The 15,771-nt window shown below is 68.8% G+C and carries 15 protein-coding genes; 12 read left to right on the top strand and 3 right to left on the bottom strand.

The window, feature by feature from the left end; translation table 11 throughout:
* Positions 1–207 precede the first annotated feature (207 nt).
* From HUN07_RS22350 to HUN07_RS22330, 5 genes are all read left to right on the top strand, one after another.
* Positions 208–630, top strand: coding sequence for an Rv0361 family membrane protein (locus HUN07_RS22350; protein WP_174912901.1), 423 nt, complete (start codon positions 208–210; stop codon positions 628–630).
* Positions 631–709: 79 nt separating this feature from the next.
* Positions 710–1,141, top strand: coding sequence for a rhodanese-like domain-containing protein (locus tag HUN07_RS22345; protein ID WP_174912900.1), 432 nt, complete (start codon positions 710–712; stop codon positions 1,139–1,141).
* On the top strand, positions 1,138–2,361 hold the full coding sequence (locus HUN07_RS22340; RefSeq protein WP_174912897.1) for an O-succinylhomoserine sulfhydrylase: 1,224 nt from the start codon (positions 1,138–1,140) through the stop codon (positions 2,359–2,361). The genes HUN07_RS22345 and HUN07_RS22340 overlap by 4 nt, the downstream gene beginning before the upstream one ends.
* Before the next feature lie 92 nt (positions 2,362–2,453).
* Entirely contained in the window at positions 2,454–3,803 is a 1,350-nt protein-coding gene (locus HUN07_RS22335; RefSeq protein WP_174914956.1) for a bifunctional adenosylcobinamide kinase/adenosylcobinamide-phosphate guanylyltransferase, read from the top strand.
* A 143-nt stretch (positions 3,804–3,946) separates the two neighbouring features.
* Positions 3,947–5,089 carry a serine hydrolase domain-containing protein gene (locus tag HUN07_RS22330; RefSeq protein ID WP_174912895.1) on the top strand — a complete coding sequence of 381 codons (1,143 nt, stop codon included), beginning with the start codon at positions 3,947–3,949 and terminating at the stop codon, positions 5,087–5,089.
* Positions 5,090–5,100: 11 nt separating this feature from the next.
* Here HUN07_RS22330 and HUN07_RS22325 read toward each other — a convergent pair whose 3' ends face one another.
* On the bottom strand, positions 5,101–5,916 hold the full coding sequence (locus tag HUN07_RS22325; protein WP_114721828.1) for an HAD-IIA family hydrolase: 816 nt from the start codon (positions 5,914–5,916) through the stop codon (positions 5,101–5,103).
* Complete coding sequence (locus tag HUN07_RS22320; protein ID WP_174912890.1) at positions 5,913–6,917, bottom strand: alpha/beta hydrolase; 1,005 nt, start codon at positions 6,915–6,917, stop codon at positions 5,913–5,915. Before HUN07_RS22320 ends, HUN07_RS22325 begins: the two co-directional genes overlap by 4 nt.
* Positions 6,918–7,069: 152 nt before the next feature.
* On the opposite strand from HUN07_RS22320, the gene HUN07_RS22315 reads away from it, so the two are divergent.
* From HUN07_RS22315 to HUN07_RS22300, 4 genes are all read left to right on the top strand, one after another.
* Positions 7,070–7,798 (top strand): hypothetical protein, encoded by a 729-nt coding sequence (locus HUN07_RS22315; protein ID WP_174912887.1) that lies wholly within the window; start codon positions 7,070–7,072, stop codon positions 7,796–7,798.
* Positions 7,795–8,280 (top strand): RDD family protein, encoded by a 486-nt coding sequence (locus tag HUN07_RS22310; protein ID WP_174912884.1) that lies wholly within the window; start codon positions 7,795–7,797, stop codon positions 8,278–8,280. Before HUN07_RS22315 ends, HUN07_RS22310 begins: the two co-directional genes overlap by 4 nt.
* Before the next feature lie 75 nt (positions 8,281–8,355).
* Positions 8,356–9,369 carry a glucose-6-phosphate dehydrogenase (coenzyme-F420) gene (fgd, locus tag HUN07_RS22305; RefSeq protein WP_114721706.1) on the top strand — a complete coding sequence of 338 codons (1,014 nt, stop codon included), beginning with the start codon at positions 8,356–8,358 and terminating at the stop codon, positions 9,367–9,369.
* A 48-nt stretch (positions 9,370–9,417) separates the two neighbouring features.
* A complete protein-coding gene (locus tag HUN07_RS22300) occupies positions 9,418–10,020 on the top strand; it encodes a suppressor of fused domain protein (protein ID WP_174912881.1) in 603 nt (200 codons plus the stop codon).
* A 75-nt stretch (positions 10,021–10,095) separates the two neighbouring features.
* Here the strand turns inward: HUN07_RS22300 and HUN07_RS22295 are convergent, their stop codons facing one another.
* On the bottom strand, positions 10,096–10,605 hold the full coding sequence (locus tag HUN07_RS22295; protein WP_114721710.1) for a nitroreductase/quinone reductase family protein: 510 nt from the start codon (positions 10,603–10,605) through the stop codon (positions 10,096–10,098).
* A gap of 39 nt (positions 10,606–10,644) precedes the next feature.
* On the opposite strand from HUN07_RS22295, the gene pta reads away from it, so the two are divergent.
* From pta to ctaD, 3 genes are all read left to right on the top strand, one after another.
* Positions 10,645–12,726: a phosphate acetyltransferase gene (gene pta, locus HUN07_RS22290; protein ID WP_114721712.1), complete on the top strand. Its 2,082-nt coding sequence runs from the start codon at positions 10,645–10,647 to the stop codon at positions 12,724–12,726.
* Entirely contained in the window at positions 12,723–13,913 is a 1,191-nt protein-coding gene (locus HUN07_RS22285) for an acetate kinase (RefSeq protein WP_174912878.1), read from the top strand. Before pta ends, HUN07_RS22285 begins: the two co-directional genes overlap by 4 nt.
* Before the next feature lie 86 nt (positions 13,914–13,999).
* Positions 14,000–15,769: an aa3-type cytochrome oxidase subunit I gene (gene ctaD / locus HUN07_RS22280; RefSeq protein WP_114721829.1), complete on the top strand. Its 1,770-nt coding sequence runs from the start codon at positions 14,000–14,002 to the stop codon at positions 15,767–15,769.
* Positions 15,770–15,771 lie beyond the last annotated feature (2 nt).

The raw sequence follows: 15,771 nt of genomic DNA, 5'->3' as shown, positions 1-15,771 counted from the left end.
CGGACTGTCGCGGGCGGTGGATTCCCCCGAACCCACCGTCCCCCGCCTTCATGCTAGAACTCGCACGGCGACCGCACCCGATACTCCCGGTGTGTTCTACCCCCGGGTAGTACGCCGTTGTTTGGGAGGTCACAAACAGCGATTGTGCCTTGGACTGTTCGCGACCCGGTTGGAGAGGACCCGGGCCGTCAGGGGAAAATCGCAGGTATGACCGATCAGCAGGAGCCCCTCGACGACCCCTCGCGCACGACGGCGAAGCCCTTCATTCTCGCCGTGTCAATAGTGGCGATCTTGATGATCGGAATTATCGTCTCCGCGCTGCTGCGACCGGCCGAGGAGAGTCGATCCGATGCCGATCGGATCAACGCGTCCGTCAGTGATTTCGTCCGCGCGAGCAACAACGACGATGCGGACGCGATCGACCACATGGTGTGCCAGGGATTTGCCGAGGAACGCTCCCCGATCGCCGGCCGTGAGGGCGAGATCAAGATCGAAGAAGTCACCAATGCGGCCGTGAACGGCACCGCCGCCACCGCGGACGTTCGGATCGACGCGGGCGACGGCAAGGGCGCCGCCACCTCGACGTGGCAGTTCGTCCAGGGCGACGGCATCTGGCTCGTCTGTAACTGACCCGCCGCACCTGCACAGTTCTCGCGTTCTCGACCCTCCGCGTGCTACGCCCCACCGGGCACTGTGGAAAGCTGGGACGGTGAGCTACGCAGGTGACATAACGCCGCAGCAAGCCTGGGAGCTGCTGCGCGAGCATCCGGAAGCCGTGCTCGTGGATGTGCGGACCGACGCCGAATGGCGATACGTCGGGTTGCCCGACACGTCGTCGATCGACCGCCGGACCGTGCTCATCGAATGGGTGAGCTATCCCACGGGTGCGCGCAACGAGTCCTTCGTCGACCAGTTGGTCGAGGCGGGCATCGTCGGTGGCGCCGACGCGGAAGCAGCGCGTCCGGTGATTTTCCTGTGTCGCTCCGGGCAACGCTCCATCGGTGCGGCCGAGGCCGCGACCGCCGCCGGTATCGGACCGTCGTACAACGTGCTCGACGGGTTCGAGGGCGGGCTCGGGTCCGACAACCGTCGCGGCACCACCGGCTGGCGCGCCGTGGGCCTGCCGTGGAGGCAGTCGTGAGCGCCATCCCGCAGGGCGGGTCCTTCCGCAAGACGTTGCCCGACTCCGTGCGTCCGGCCACCCTCGGTGTCCGCGGCGGCACGATGCGGTCCGGCTTCGAGGAGACGTCCGAGGCGATCTACCTCAACTCCGGCTTCGTCTACGAGTCCGCCGAGGCGGCCGAGCAGGCGTTCACCGGGGAGGTCGACCACTTCGTGTACTCCCGCTACGGCAACCCCACGGTGAAGATGTTCGAGGAGCGGCTGCGTCTGCTCGACGGCGCCGAGGGCTGCTACGCCACCGCGTCGGGCATGTCCGCGGTGTTCACCGCGCTGGCCGCGCTGCTCGGCAAGGGCGACCGGCTGGTGGCCGCACGCAGCCTGTTCGGCTCGTGCTTCGTGGTGTGCAACGAGATCCTGCCCCGCTGGGGCGTGGAGACCGTGTTCGTCGACGGCGAGGACCTCGACCAGTGGGAGCAGGCGCTGTCGGTGCCCACCACGGCCGTGTTCTTCGAGACGCCGTCCAACCCGATGCAGACCCTCGTGGACGTCCGCAAGGTGTCGGAGATGGCGCACGCCGCCGGTGCCAAGGTGGTGCTCGACAACGTCTTCGCGACCCCGCTGCTGCAGCGCAGCCTGGATCTCGGCGCCGACGTGATCGTGTACTCGGGCACCAAGCACATCGACGGCCAGGGGCGTGTCCTCGGCGGCGCGATCCTGGGTCCCAAGGACTACATCGACGGCCCGGTGCAGCAGCTGATCCGGCACACCGGTCCGGCGCTGAGCCCGTTCAACGCGCACACCCTGCTCAAGGGGCTCGAGACGATGCCGCTGCGCGTGAACCATTCGGTGGACAGCGCCCTGCGTATCGCGCAGTTCCTCGAGGCCGAGGACGCGATCCGTTGGGTCAAGTACCCGTACCTCGAATCGCACCCGCAGCACGAGCTCGCGAAGTCGCAGATGAGCGGTGGCGGCACGGTCGTCACGTTCGAGCTGGACTCGGCCGAGGGCGAGGGGAAGAAGCGTGCCTTCGAGCTGCTGAACAAGCTGCAGGTCATCGACATCTCCAACAACCTCGGTGACTCCAAGTCGCTCATCACCCACCCGGCCACCACCACGCACCGCGCGATGGGACCGGAGGGGCGCGCCGCGATCGGCCTGTCCGACGGCGTGGTGCGCCTGTCCGTCGGCCTGGAGGATCCCGAGGATCTGCTGGAGGATCTGGCGCAGGCACTGCGCTGACGCTCGCTGTGTAGTGGCCGAATGTCACACACGTTCGGTCCGACTGAACGCATGTGACATTCGGCCGGAGCGCGAACGGGAGGGGTTGGGTCATCGACGTCGTACTGCTGGGCACCGGCAGCGCCGACGGGTGGCCCAACCCCTTCTGCGTGTGCGCGTCCTGCCGCACCGCCGCCGCGCGCGGCGAGATCCGCGGTCAGACGGCCGCCCTCGTCGACGGCACGATCCTGCTCGACTGCGGACCGGAGATCCCGCGGGCTGCGGTGCACGCCGGACGTTCCCTCGCCGGCGTCCGCCACATCCTGTTCACCCACGCGCACCCCGACCATGTCGGTCCGGCGGCGCTGCTGTTCCGCGCGTGGGTGCGGCGGGACGAACCCCTCGACGTGATCGGGCCGCCCGAGGCGCTGGACCTGTGCCGCGACTGGGTGGGCCCCGACGACCCGGTGCGGTTCGTCCCGGTTGCCGCCGGTGACCGAATCGACCTGGACGGCTACACGATTCGCGTGCTCGAGGCCGCACACACCGCGATACGTGACGGCGACAGCGTGCTCTACGACGTCGCCGCCCCGGAGGGCGCGCGGATGCTGTGGGCCACCGACACCGGGCCGCTGCCGTCGTCGACGCTGGACGCCGTCCAGGATGCGGGATACGACGCGGTGTTCCTCGAGGAGACCTTCGGGACCCGCACCGACCTCTGCGCCGGACACCACGACCTGACGACGTTCCCGCGCACGCTGGCCGCACTGCGCGAATCCGGCGCGATCACCGACGCCACCGACGTGGTGGCCGTGCACCTGAGCCACTACAACCCGCCCACCCCGGAACTGACGGAGCGCCTGGCGCCGTGGGGTGCCCGGGTGGTGGACGACGGGGCGACGGTGACCGTAGGGGCGCAGACTGTGACCGATACGCCGGGGCTCCGGCGCACCCTCGTCCTCGGCGGCGCCCGCGCCGGCAAGTCCACGTACGCCGAGGCGCTGCTGGCGGCGCATCCGCGGGTCACGTACGTGGCGACCGGCGGGGTGCACGAGGGGGATCGGGAGTGGGCGGAGCGGATCGCGCTGCACCGGGCCCGACGCCCGGCGGGGTGGACCACCGTCGAGACGGCGGACGCGTCCGCGGTGCTGCGGTCCGCCCGCGAACCCGTCCTGCTGGACTGCCTCGGCACCTGGCTCACCGGACGCCTCGATCACCACGGCGTCTGGACGGGCGGCGATTGGGCCGCTGTGGATGCCGATGTGAGCGATCTGCTGGACGCGATGCGGGCGGTGACGGTGCCGGTCGTGGTGGTCAGCAACGAGGTGGGCAGCGGTGTGGTGCCGCCGACGTCGGCGGGTCGACGGTTCCGGGACCTGCTGGGGCGGGTGAACTCGGCGGTCGCGGGGGAGTCGGAGAGCGTCGTGCTGGTGGTTGCGGGCGTGGCGACACCGCTGCGCTGAGCGCCCACTCCGGGCCTCTGCGCACGGGAACCCGCGCCGGCGCTCGAGGAATGGGTGCTGACGCCGAATCATTCCTGCGGGAGTCGGCGGCGGCCTAGGCTGTCAGGTGGGGCCGCGGCGGGGGTGTCCGGTTCGAGGTGTTCATGACATCGGTACAGGGTCAATGTGATTCGGCGTTCTCGGCTGTCCGCGATGTCTTCGAGGACAGCTTCGCGGACGGCACGAACCTGGGTGCCGCGGTCGCCGTCTACGCCGACGGCCGACCCGTGGTGGACCTGTGGGGCGGCGTGGCGGACCGGCGCACCGGACGGGCGTGGGCCTGGGACACCCCGTGCGTGGTGTTCTCCTGCACCAAGGCCGTGACCGCGGCGGCGGCGCTGCTGCTCGCCGAACGCGGTTACGTGACGGTGGACGCGCCGGTCGCGCAGTGGTGGCCGGAGTTCGCGCAGAACGGCAAGGGCGGCGTCACCGTCGAACATCTGCTCACACACCAGGCCGGACTGCCGGCGTTCGACGAACAGGTGTCGGTGGCACAGGCGGCCGACCCGGCGGCGATGGCGGAGCGGCTCGCACGGCAGGCCCCGGAGTGGGAACCCGGCACCGATCACGGCTACCACGCCCTGACCTTCGGGTGGCTGGTCGGCGAACTGGTCCGGCGGCACACCGGGAAGACGGTGGGACAGTTCGTCCACGAGGAGTTCGGCACCGACCTGTGGATCGGGGCGCCGGCGGGGACGATCGCCCGCTCGGCCCGGATCAGCGTCCCGCGCCGCGGGGAGCCGTCGTCGCCGCTGACGGACGTCGCGACACAGACACGGATCGACTCGGCCTACGCCGAGCCCGGCTCGCCGATCTTCCGGGCCACCACGAATCCGGTTGCGTCGTACAACGATCCGGCAGTGCTCGGCGGCGGATGGCCGGCCGCCGGGATGGTGACGACGGCCCGCGCGCTGGCCCGGTTCTATCGCGACCTCGTGCACGGCGTGTCGTTGAGCCATGAGACGCTGGACGACGCGCTGCGCGAACGGGTCCGCGGCCCGGACCGGGTGCTGCTCACCGACAGCGCGTACGGCCTCGGCTTCATGCGTCCGGCGCAGAGTTTCGAGCTACCCGAGGTGGCCCGTGACACCGCGTTCGGTCACCCGGGCGCGGGCGGGGCCGTCGGCCTCGGCGACCCCGACCACGGACTGACGGTCGCGTTCGTGCCGAACCTCAAGCGCGACTACTTCGCCGGTGACCGTCGCGCGTACCGGCTGATCGAGGCCGCGTACGCCTCGATCGCGTGAAACATTCTCTTTCAGAACGGGTTCGCGGTTCGCCCCACCAGATCGGCCACGGATTCGAGGACGAGTGTCGGACGGTACGGGAACGTCTCGACGGTTGCGCGGGTGGAGATTCCGGTGAGCACCAGGATGGTCTGCAGCCCGGCCTCGAGCCCGGACACGACGTCGGTGTCCATCCGGTCGCCGATCATCAGCGTGTTCTCCGAGTGCGCCCCGATCGCGCGCAGCGCCGACCGCATCATCAGTGGATTCGGCTTGCCCACGTAGTACGGCTCACGGCCGGTCGCGCGGGTGATCAGGGCCGCGACCGAACCGGTCGCCGGCAGCGACCCGTCGCGGGACGGGCCGGTGGCGTCCGGGTTGGTGGCGATGAACCGCGCGCCGCGCTCGACGAGGCGGATCGCGGTGGTGATCGCCTCGAACGAGTACGTGCGGGTCTCACCGAGCACCACGTAGTCCGGGTCGTTGTCGGTGAGCACGTAGCCGATCTCGTGCAGCGCCGTCGTGAGGCCGGATTCGCCCACCACGTAAGCACTTCCGCCGGGACGCTGGTTCTTCAGGAACGTCGCGGTGGCCAGCGCGGAGGTCCAGATCGACTTCTCCGGGATGTCCAGGCCGCTGCGCAGCAGGCGTGCCCGCAGATCCCGCGGCGTCCGGATCGAGTTGTTGGTCAGGACGATGAACGGCGTTCCCGCCTCCTGCAGTTCGGCGAGGAAGGCGTCGGCGCCGGGAATCATGTGTTCCTCGTGGACGAGCACGCCGTCCATGTCCATGAGATAGGTCCAACCGGGGTTCCGCTCGTCGGTACTCACACCACCAGTATCCGTCATGCCCCGATCGCCGGTCCGAGCACCGCCCACGAGTCCTGCATCTCGGCCTCGAACACACCCCAGGTGTGGCTGCCCACGTCCCGGTAGACGACGGTCGCGGGGATCCCGAGCGACCGCAGGCGGGCGTCCATCACGACCGTGCATCGCTTCGTGACCGACTCCAGCAGACCGCCCACAACGCCCTGCGGGATGGCGATCAGCGGGTCGAGGCGGTCGATGGCGCCGGGCATACCGGACGCGGCGGACAGGTACAACACCTTGCCGCGCAACCTTTCTGCCTGCACCACCGGGTCGTGCTCGATCCACTGCGGCCCGCCGCCGGGACCCCACATGTTGTTGACATTGCCGCCGCCACGCAGTTCGACCATGGAGCGGACCATCGCCTGCCCGTTGAAGTCGCTGGTTCCCGCGCACCCGCTGTACGAGCCGACGGCGCGGTAGACGTCGGGTGCCTGGATCGCGAGGTCGAGCACCGGGCCGGCTGCCATCGACACCCCGCCGAGGGCGTTGACGCCGGTGGTCCCGAACTGACGATCGATCACCGGCGGCAGTTCCCGGGTGAGGAAGGTCTGCCACTTGTTGCGGCCCAGCACCGGATCGTCGTCGGCCCAGTCGGTGTACATGGAGAACTTGCCGCCCACCGGCAGCACCACGTTGACGTGCTTGTCCGCGAAGAACTGCGTCACGTCGGTGTTGTTGTACCAGGAGACGCCGTCCTCGCCGCCGGTGATGCCCGTGAGCAGGTAGAACGTGGGTGCCGGCCCGCCACCGACGGGATGGATGACGTCGCTCGAGACCACTCGGTCCATCGACGGCGAGTACACCGAGATGCGGGTGACGCGGTCGCTCACCTGGACCGTCCCCGCCACGTACGCGACGCCCGACGGAGCGGCCCGCGCGGTGAGCGCCCCGCCGAGCAGGGAGACCACCAGCACCCCGACGAGAGTGATCGAGTGGAGGAACCAGTGCCGTGCACCGACGCTCGCCCCAGAGCTTCTCATCGCGCACCTCCGGCCGAATCGGCCTGAATTGCATTCTGGCTGAATGAAGCTCACGCCAGCATATCCGCGGGAGTCGTGCCGGGGTGGCGCTTCCGGACGGCGTCGGACCCGGGAGCGTGCATTTTCCGCCCGATCGGTCTTGGATGTTCGGTATGGACGGCAACCGAACTCCCGATCCGGTCCGCGTCGTGGCCGGATCCGTCGCATTCCTCGGCGACGCTCTGCGCTTCGCGGCGGGCACCACGCTGGATCTCGCGCGCCGCGTGCCCGGGTTGGAGGCCGGTCTGGCCGTGCTCGAGTCGCGTGGCGCCGAGACGCTGCGGGCGGCGGACGAGCTCTCCGACCGCGTGCTGCGGGTCGTGCTGCGCCGAGTGGTGGCGGCCGCGCTGGCGGAGGTGGACATCACGGCCGTCGTCCGCGACCACGTCGACCTCGACACCATCGCGGAAGGCATCGACATCGAACGGATCGTCGACCGCGTGGATGTCGACGCCATCGCGGCGCGGGTGGACATCGCGCCGATTCTGGACCGGGTCGACGTCGACGACGTCGCCGCGCGCGTCGACATCGACCGGATCATCGACCGGGTGGACGTGGATGCGATCGCGGCGCGGGTGGACGTGGATGCAATCGCCGCGAAGGTGGACGTGGACGCGGTGATCGAACGGGTCGATCTGGTGGATCTGTCCAACAGCGTGATCGACGGCGTCGACCTGCCGCGGATCATCCGCGAGTCGACGGGGTCGATGTCCACCGAGGCGGTCCGCGGTGCGCGCAGTCAGGGCATGCAGGCGGACGACGCGGTCGCGGGCTTCGTCGGCCGACTGTTCGGCCGGGGCGAGTCGGATGCGCAGGATCCCGGCACCGGTGGTGATCGGTGACCGGCACCGTCCGCGCGGACCCGCCACATCGTCCGGCCGGTATTGTCACCCGCGGTCTGGCGGCGGTGATCGACATCGGCATCGTGCTGTTCATGCTGGTCGGCGTCTATCTGGCTCTGATGTTCGCGCGGTTGTTGTTCTCGCCGCAGGACTTTCACTTCCCGCAGGTCCGGGCGATCCTGTCGGTGACGACGTTTCTGACACTGTCGGTCCTGTATCTGACGGCGTGCTGGGCCACCAGCGGCCGGACGGTCGGTGCCGTCGCGATGGGTTTGCGGATGGTCAGCCGCGACGGTCGCCTCGTGCGGTGGCCGCGGTGCGCCGCGCGTGCGGTGCTGTGTGTGCTGTTCGGGTTCGGGCTGCTCTGGGTGGCCGTCGACCCGCGGCGCCGCTCGCTGCAGGACATCGCGCTGCGGACGTCGGTGGTCTACGACTGGCGCGCCGACCCCACGATCGTCGAGCACGGCGCCCTGCGCGACTGAGACGGGGGTTACTCCGCGCCCAGTGGTCGGGGCATACTCGAACCCAATCGAATCAGGTAGACGATCGGAGAACCGGTGGTACAGGGACTGAAGTTGGGTTTGAAGGCGTCCGCGGAGCAGTTCGGACCGCGTGACCTGGTGGAACTGGGCGTGATGGCCGAGGAACACGGCCTCGACAGTGTCACCGTCAGCGACCACTTCCAGCCGTGGCGGCACAACGGTGGCCACGCACCGTTCTCGATCGCCTGGATGACGGCGGTCGGCGAGCGCACCCAGCGCCTGCAGCTCGGCACCTCGGTGATGACGCCGACGTTCCGCTACAACCCGGCGGTCGTCGCGCAGGCGTTCGCGACGATGGGCTGCCTGTACCCGGGGCGCGTCATGCTCGGTGTCGGCACCGGTGAGGCGCTCAACGAGATCGCGACCGGTTTCAAGGGCGAATGGCCCGAGTTCAAGGAGCGTTTCGCGCGCCTGCGCGAGTCGGTGCAGCTGATGCGCGACCTGTGGACCGGCGACCGGGTCGACTTCGAGGGCGAGTACTACAGCACCAAGGGCGCCTCGATCTACGACGTTCCCGAGGGCGGCATCCCGGTGTACGTGGCGGCCGGTGGCCCCGTCGTGGCGCGCTACGCGGGCCGCGCCGGCGACGGCTTCATCTGCACGTCCGGCAAGGGCATGGACCTATATACCGAGAAGCTGATCCCCGCCGTCAAGGAGGGGGCCGAGAAGGCGGCCCGCAACTTCGCGGACATCGACCGGATGATCGAGATCAAGATCTCGTACGACACCGACGCCGACGCCGCGCTCGAGAACACCCGGTTCTGGGCGCCGCTGTCGCTGACGGCGGAGCAGAAGCACTCCATCGACGATCCGATCGAGATGGAGGCGGCCGCCGACGCGCTGCCCATCGAGCAGGTCGCCAAGCGGTGGATCGTGGCGTCGGATCCGGACGAGGCCGTCGCGCAGATCAAGCCGTACATCGACGCGGGCCTCAACCACCTGGTGTTCCACGCGCCCGGTCACGACCAGAAGCGGTTCCTGGACCTCTTCGAGCGCGACCTCGCCCCGCGCCTGCGCGCCCTGGCCTGACGGGCGCCGACGCCGGTTCGCTCGGGACCGGCATCTAGGCTCGTTCCCATGGAAGCCAGCGAGGAAGTCCGGGCCGCGGCACGCCGAATCGGTGACGTATTCGGCGTGCCGCCGCAGGTGTTGCGGTTCCGGGCGGCGGTCGATCCGGACGGAGACGGCGAGGAACCGCCCGAGGTGTCGATCGCGGTCGGCGACGGATGCCCCGCCCCGGGCTACGCGTCCTACGCGACTCTCGACATGGAGCGGTTCCCGACGAACGTCACCACCGGGGACGGCCGCCCGATTCGCACCGAGCTGATCACCGTCGGACGCGCCGACTATCGGCTCCTGTCCGACGTCCTCGCCCAGTGCGCGTTCCAGATCGCGTCCGGATCCCTGCACGTCACCCCGAACACCATCGTTCCCAACGCCGTTCACGCAGCGGATCCGGACCGTTCCACCCGGCACGTGCTGCTCGTCGTCCCGTTCATCTGGTCTGCGCTCGAGATCCTCGTCGAACGAGACGAGGATGTGACCACATGGTTGCAGGCGGTGCCGATCACCGACGCCGAGTTGCAGTTCGCCTCCCGGTTGGGCGCCGACGAGCTGTTCACACGACTCGAATCGGCGGGCGCCGACGTGTCCGACATCGACCGCCCCTCCGTGGTCTGACCCCCGCTGGCCGAATGTCACATACGTCCAGTCCAACTGAACGCATGTGACATTCGGCCACAGGGGCGGGGACGGTCAGCGGCGGGTGAGGGCGAACATCCGCAGGTTCCGGTCGGTGCGGCCCTGGTAGACGGCGTACGCGCCGGCCAGTTCGACGAACTGCTTGTACAGCCGGTCCTTCTCCTCGCCGTCGACCTGCTCCGCGAGGACGGGGATGTCGCGTCCGGCCATCGTCACGCTCGCCTCGGGCTGCGCGAGCAGGTTCGACGTCCACGCCGGGTGGTGCGCCTGCCCGAAGTTGCTGCCCACGACCACCAGACGGTCGCCGTCACGGATGTACAGCAGCGGGCTGGTGCGGCGCTGCCCGGACTTGCGCCCGACCGTGTTGAGCAGGACCGTCGGCGCGCCGATGGGGCCGAGGATCGTGTAGCGGCCCTTGCTGCGCAGGAGCAGTCGACGGTCCACCCCGGCGAGCCGGCGGATGGTCCACGACCCCAGCCCGGTCGCCGCGAACGCGGTGCCCGGCCCGCGCAGGATGCTGTTCTCCGAACCCCACCGGACGTCCGGGAATGACGATTCGCTCATGGGCGCCGATTATGCGCGATCGTCACTAGGCTGTCGCTCATGGCTGATTCGGGCACCGTGTCGAGCGTCTACATTGCCTCGCCGGAGGGCGATACCGGGAAGTCCACGGTCGCGTTGGGTGTGCTGCACATGCTGTGCGCGTCCACTGCGCGAGTGGGGGTGTTCCGGCCGATCGCGCGCGGCACCGACGAGACCGACCACATTCACGAACTGCTCGTCGAGCACACCACCGCGGACCTGAGCTACGAGCAGTGCCTGGGCGTGACGTACGAGCAGGTGCACGCCGACCCGGACGGCGCCCTCAGTGAGATCGTCTCCCGCTACCACCAGGTGGCCGAGCAGTGCGACGCAGTCGTGATCGTCGGCAGCGACTACACCGACGTCGCGAGCCCCAGCGAGCTCGGCTACAACGCGCGGATCGCGGCCAACCTCGAGGCGCCGGTGCTGCTGACGTTGCGCGGGGCCCGCCGCACGCCGCACGAGGTGGCGCAGCTCGCGAACCTGTGCACCGCCGAGCTGGCGACCCAGCACGCGCATCTCGTCGCGATAGTCGTCAACCGCTGCGATCCCGATCGGCTCGAGGAGTACGCGGCCGCGCCGGACGCGGCCGGGGTGCCGGTGTGGAGCCTGCCGGAGATTCCGCTGCTGGTCGCCCCGACGATGGCCGAACTGCTCGACGCCATCGACGGCGAGCTGTACAGCGGTGACACCGCGCTCCTACAGCGTGAGGCGCTGCGGGTGATGGTAGGCGGCATGACTGCCGAGCACATCCTCGAGCGGCTGTCCGAGGGCACCGTCGTCATCGCGCCGGGCGACAGGTCCGACGTGCTGCTCGCTCTCGTCAATGCCCATGATGCACAGGGGTTTCCGTCGCTGGCCGGAATCATCATGAACGGCGGGATCGCGCCGCATCCCGCCGTGGCGAAGCTGATCGACGGACTGAACCCACGGCTGCCGATCCTCACCACCGCGATGGGCACGTTCGACACCGCGAGCACCGCGGCGCAGACCCGCGGCCGGGTCGGGGTCGCCTCGCTGCGCAAGGTCGACACCGCACTGAGCCTGATGGAGCGGCGGGTGGACTCGCGGACCCTGACGGATCTCCTGAAGCTCGAGATCCCGTCGGTGATGACCCCGCAGATGTTCGAGTACCAGTTGATCGACCGCGCTCGTGCCGACCGCAAGCGCATCGTTCTGCCCGAGGGCGACGACGATCGGATCCTGCGCGCCGCGGGCAGGCTGCTGCGCCGGCAGGTGGTGGATCTGACGATCCTCGGTGACGAGGCGAAGGTGCGTGGGCGGGCCGCCGAGCTGGGTGTGGACCTGTCGTCGGCCACCGTCCTGGACCCGCACACGTCCGAGTACGTCTCCGCGTTCGCGGCCGAGTACGCCCGGCTGCGGGCGCACCGCGGCATGACGATCGAACGGGCCCGGGAGATCATGGCCGACATCTCGTACTTCGGAACGATGATGGTGCACAAGGGGATTGCCGACGGGATGGTGTCCGGTGCGGCGCACACGACGGCGCACACGATTCGGCCGTCGCTCGAGATCATCAAGACCCAGCCAGGGGTGTCGACTGTGTCGAGCGTGTTCCTGATGTGCCTGTCGGACCGGGTCCTGGCGTACGGGGACTGCGCGGTGGTGCCGGATCCGACAGCCGAGCAGCTGGCCGACATCGCGATCTCGTCGGCCGACACGGCCGCCCGATTCGGGATCGAGTCGCGCGTCGCGATGCTGTCGTATTCGACGGGAGAATCCGGTACGGGCATCGGCGTGGACAAGGTGCGTACCGCGACCGCCCTAGTGCGCGAGCGGCGCCCCGACCTGCCGGTGGAAGGCCCCATTCAGTACGACGCCGCGGTGGAGCCCACGGTCGCGAGCGCGAAGCTGCCCGGTTCGGCGGTGGCGGGCCGGGCCACGGTGTTCGTCTTCCCGGACCTCAACACCGGCAACAACACGTACAAGGCGGTGCAACGCAGCGCGGGCGCCGTCGCGGTGGGGCCGGTCCTGCAGGGTCTGAACAAGCCGGTGAACGATCTGTCCCGCGGCGCGCTGGTCCAGGACATCGTCAACACCGTCGCGATCACGGCGATCCAGGCGCAGGGGGTGTCGTCGTGACCGAACGTATTGTGCTGGTGATCAATTCGGGGTCGTCGTCGATCAAGTTCCAACTGGTCCACCCGGTGGCGGGTGATGCTGTGGGCTCGGGTCTGGTGGAGCGGATCGGGGAGCCGGTGGGACGGATCGTCTACCGCCACCCGGGCGGCGTGATCGAACGCGTGCTCTACATTCCAGATCATGCGGCGGGCCTGCGCGCTGCCGAAGAGGTGATCGCCGAGACCGGCCCGCCGCTGCGCGAGCGCGGCATCGTCGCCGTCGGTCACCGGGTGGTCCACGGCGGCGCGGTGTTCCACGAGCCCGTCCTGATCGACGACGCGGTTCTGAAGGAGTTGCGGCGGCTGTCGCCCCTCGCGCCGCTGCACAATCCGCCGAACGTGGTCGGGATCGAGGTGGCGCGCAAGCTGTTGCCGGACGTCCCGCACGTCGCGGTGTTCGATACCGCGTTCTTCCACACGCTGCCCGACGCGGCCGCGACGTATGCGATCGACGCGGAGGTGGCGCGCGCGAATCGAGTGAGGCGCTACGGGTTCCACGGAACCTCGCACGAGTACGTGAGCGGGCGGGCGGCGGCGTTCGTCGGCCGCGACGACGCGGAGCTGAACCAGATCGTCCTGCACCTCGGCAACGGGGCGTCGGCGTCCGCGATCCGCGGAGGGCGTGCGATCGACACGTCGATGGGCATGACACCGCTCGAGGGTCTGGTGATGGGCACCCGCAGCGGCGACCTGGATCCCGGCGTCATCCTGCATCTGGCCCGCAACGCCGGGATGAAGGTGGACGAGATCGACGACCTGCTCAACCGGCACTCGGGGCTCAAGGGCCTGTGCGGTGTGAACGACTTTCGCGCGTTGCTGGGGCTCGTCGCCGACGGGGACGGGGCCGCGAAGCTCGCCTACGACGTGTACGTGCACCGGCTGCGCCGCTACATCGGCGCGTACCTCGTCGAACTCGGCGGCGTCGACGTCATCACGTTCACCGGTGGGGTGGGGGAGAACAACGTCGACGTCCGGCGCGACGCCCTTGCGGGTCTCGACCGTCTCGGTATCGTGGTCGACGAGACCCTCAACCAGTCGCCCGATCGGGGCGAGCGCCGCATCAGCACAGAGGGTTCCTCGGTCGAGGTGCTCGTCGTTCCCACCAACGAGGAGCTCGCGATTGCACGGAAGGCGATCGCGTTGACCTGAATCGGGAAGATCGGTGTCCGTCGGCGGGAACTGTCGGGACCTTCGACCCTCGTGGCGGAACCCTCGGACGTCCGACTATGTCCGGTATGGTTGCCAACCCCGAGATCGACACAGCTCCACCACGCACGCTGACACCGTCGCGGCCGACGACGGCAGGTCGTGCGGCAACAGGTTCCAAGGGGTCGTTCATCTACAAGATGATCACGACCACCGATCCCAAGGTGCTCGGGATCATGTACCTCGTCACCGCGTTCGCGTTCTTCCTCATCGGTGGCCTCATGGCGCTGCTGATGCGGAGCGAGTTGGCGATCCCGGGTCTGCAGTTCCTGTCGAACGAGCAGTTCAACCAGCTGTTCACGATGCACGGCACGATCATGCTGCTGCTGTACGCGACCCCGGTCGTGTTCGGCTTCGCCAACTACATCGTTCCGCTGCAGATCGGCGCGCCGGATGTCAGCTTCCCGCGCCTGAACGCGCTGAGCTACTGGTTCTACCTGTTCGGTGGCCTGATCGCGACGGCCGGTTTCATCACCCCGGGTGGTGCCGCCGACTTCGGCTGGACGGCCTACGTGCCGCTGTCGAATGCGGTGCACACACCGGGGGTCGGCGCGGACCTGTGGATCATCGGATTGGCGCTCGGTGGTGTCGGCACCATCCTCGGTGGCGTCAACTTCATCACCACCATCGTGTGCCTGCGTGCCCCCGGTATGACCATGTTCCGGATGCCGATCTTCACGTGGAACATCCTCATCACGTCGCTGCTGATCCTGCTGGTGTTCCCGCTGCTCGCTGCCGCGCTGATCGGTCTGTGGGTGGATCGTCACCTCGGTGCGCACCTGTTCGACCCGGCGACCGGCGGAGTGATGTTGTGGCAGCACCTGTTCTGGTTCTTCGGTCACCCCGAGGTGTACGTGATCGCGCTGCCGTTCTTCGGCATCGTCTCGGAGATCTTCCCGGTCTTCTCGCGTAAGCCGATCTTCGGTTACAGCGGCCTGGTGTACGCGACCATGGGCATCGCGGCCCTGTCGATCGCGGTGTGGGCGCACCACATGTACGCCACCGGTGCGGTGCTGCTGCCGTTCTTCTCCTTCATGACGTTCCTCATCGCTGTCCCGACCGGTGTGAAGTTCTTCAACTGGATCGGCACCATGTGGCGTGGACAGCTCACGTTCGAGTCGCCGATGCTGTTCTCGGTCGGCTTCCTCGTGACCTTCCTCTTCGGCGGCCTGTCGGGCGTCCTGCTGGCGAGCCCGCCGCTCGACTTCCACGTCACCGACACGTATTTCGTCGTCGCGCACTTCCACTACGTGCTCTTCGGCACCATCGTGTTCGCGACCTATGCCGGCATCTACTTCTGGTTCCCGAAGATGACCGGCCGCATGATGGACGAGCGCCTCGCGAAGTGGCACTTCTGGACCACGCTGGTCGGCTTTCACCTCACCTTCCTGGTCCAGCACTGGCTCGGTGCGTCGGGCATGCCGCGTCGCTACGCGGACTACCTGCCCACCGACGGCTTCACCACGCTGAACACGATCTCGACGGTCGGCTCGTTCATCCTCGGTGCCTCGACGCTGCCGTTCCTGTGGAACGTCTTCAAGAGCTACCGCTACGGGCAGATAGTCACCGTCGACGACCCGTGGGGCTACGGCAACTCGCTCGAGTGGGCCACCACCTGCCCGCCGCCGCGCCACAACTTCACCGAGCTGCCCCGGATCCGTTCGGAGCGTCCGGCGTTCGAGCTGCACTACCCGCACATGGTCGACCGCATGCGCGACGAGGCCCACGTGGGACTGGGGCACGGCAAGGACAAGAACGCGGACACGGTCGCCGAACTGCAGCACGAGACGAGGGTCTGACG

Origin of the sequence: Rhodococcus sp. W8901, from assembly GCF_013348805.1 — a bacterium.
In the GTDB taxonomy this organism is placed as follows: domain Bacteria; phylum Actinomycetota; class Actinomycetes; order Mycobacteriales; family Mycobacteriaceae; genus Prescottella.
The sequence above is the reverse complement of the archived record's forward strand: the minus strand, read 5'-3'. Positions and strand labels throughout refer to the sequence as shown.

Bases quoted from the DNA above. Each gene is read 5' to 3' on its own strand.
- HUN07_RS22350 (WP_174912901.1), top strand. From the start codon at position 208: ATGACCGATCAGCAGGAGCCCCTCGACGACCCCTCGCGCACGACGGCG.
- HUN07_RS22330 (WP_174912895.1), top strand. From the start codon at position 3,947: ATGACATCGGTACAGGGTCAATGTGATTCGGCGTTCTCGGCTGTCCGC.
- HUN07_RS22325 (WP_114721828.1), bottom strand. From the start codon at position 5,916: ATGACGGATACTGGTGGTGTGAGTACCGACGAGCGGAACCCCGGTTGG.
- HUN07_RS22320 (WP_174912890.1), bottom strand. From the start codon at position 6,917: ATGAGAAGCTCTGGGGCGAGCGTCGGTGCACGGCACTGGTTCCTCCAC.
- HUN07_RS22315 (WP_174912887.1), top strand. From the start codon at position 7,070: ATGGACGGCAACCGAACTCCCGATCCGGTCCGCGTCGTGGCCGGATCC.
- HUN07_RS22300 (WP_174912881.1), top strand. From the start codon at position 9,418: ATGGAAGCCAGCGAGGAAGTCCGGGCCGCGGCACGCCGAATCGGTGAC.
- HUN07_RS22295 (WP_114721710.1), bottom strand. From the start codon at position 10,605: ATGAGCGAATCGTCATTCCCGGACGTCCGGTGGGGTTCGGAGAACAGC.
- pta (WP_114721712.1), top strand. From the start codon at position 10,645: ATGGCTGATTCGGGCACCGTGTCGAGCGTCTACATTGCCTCGCCGGAG.
- ctaD (WP_114721829.1), top strand. From the start codon at position 14,000: ATGGTTGCCAACCCCGAGATCGACACAGCTCCACCACGCACGCTGACA.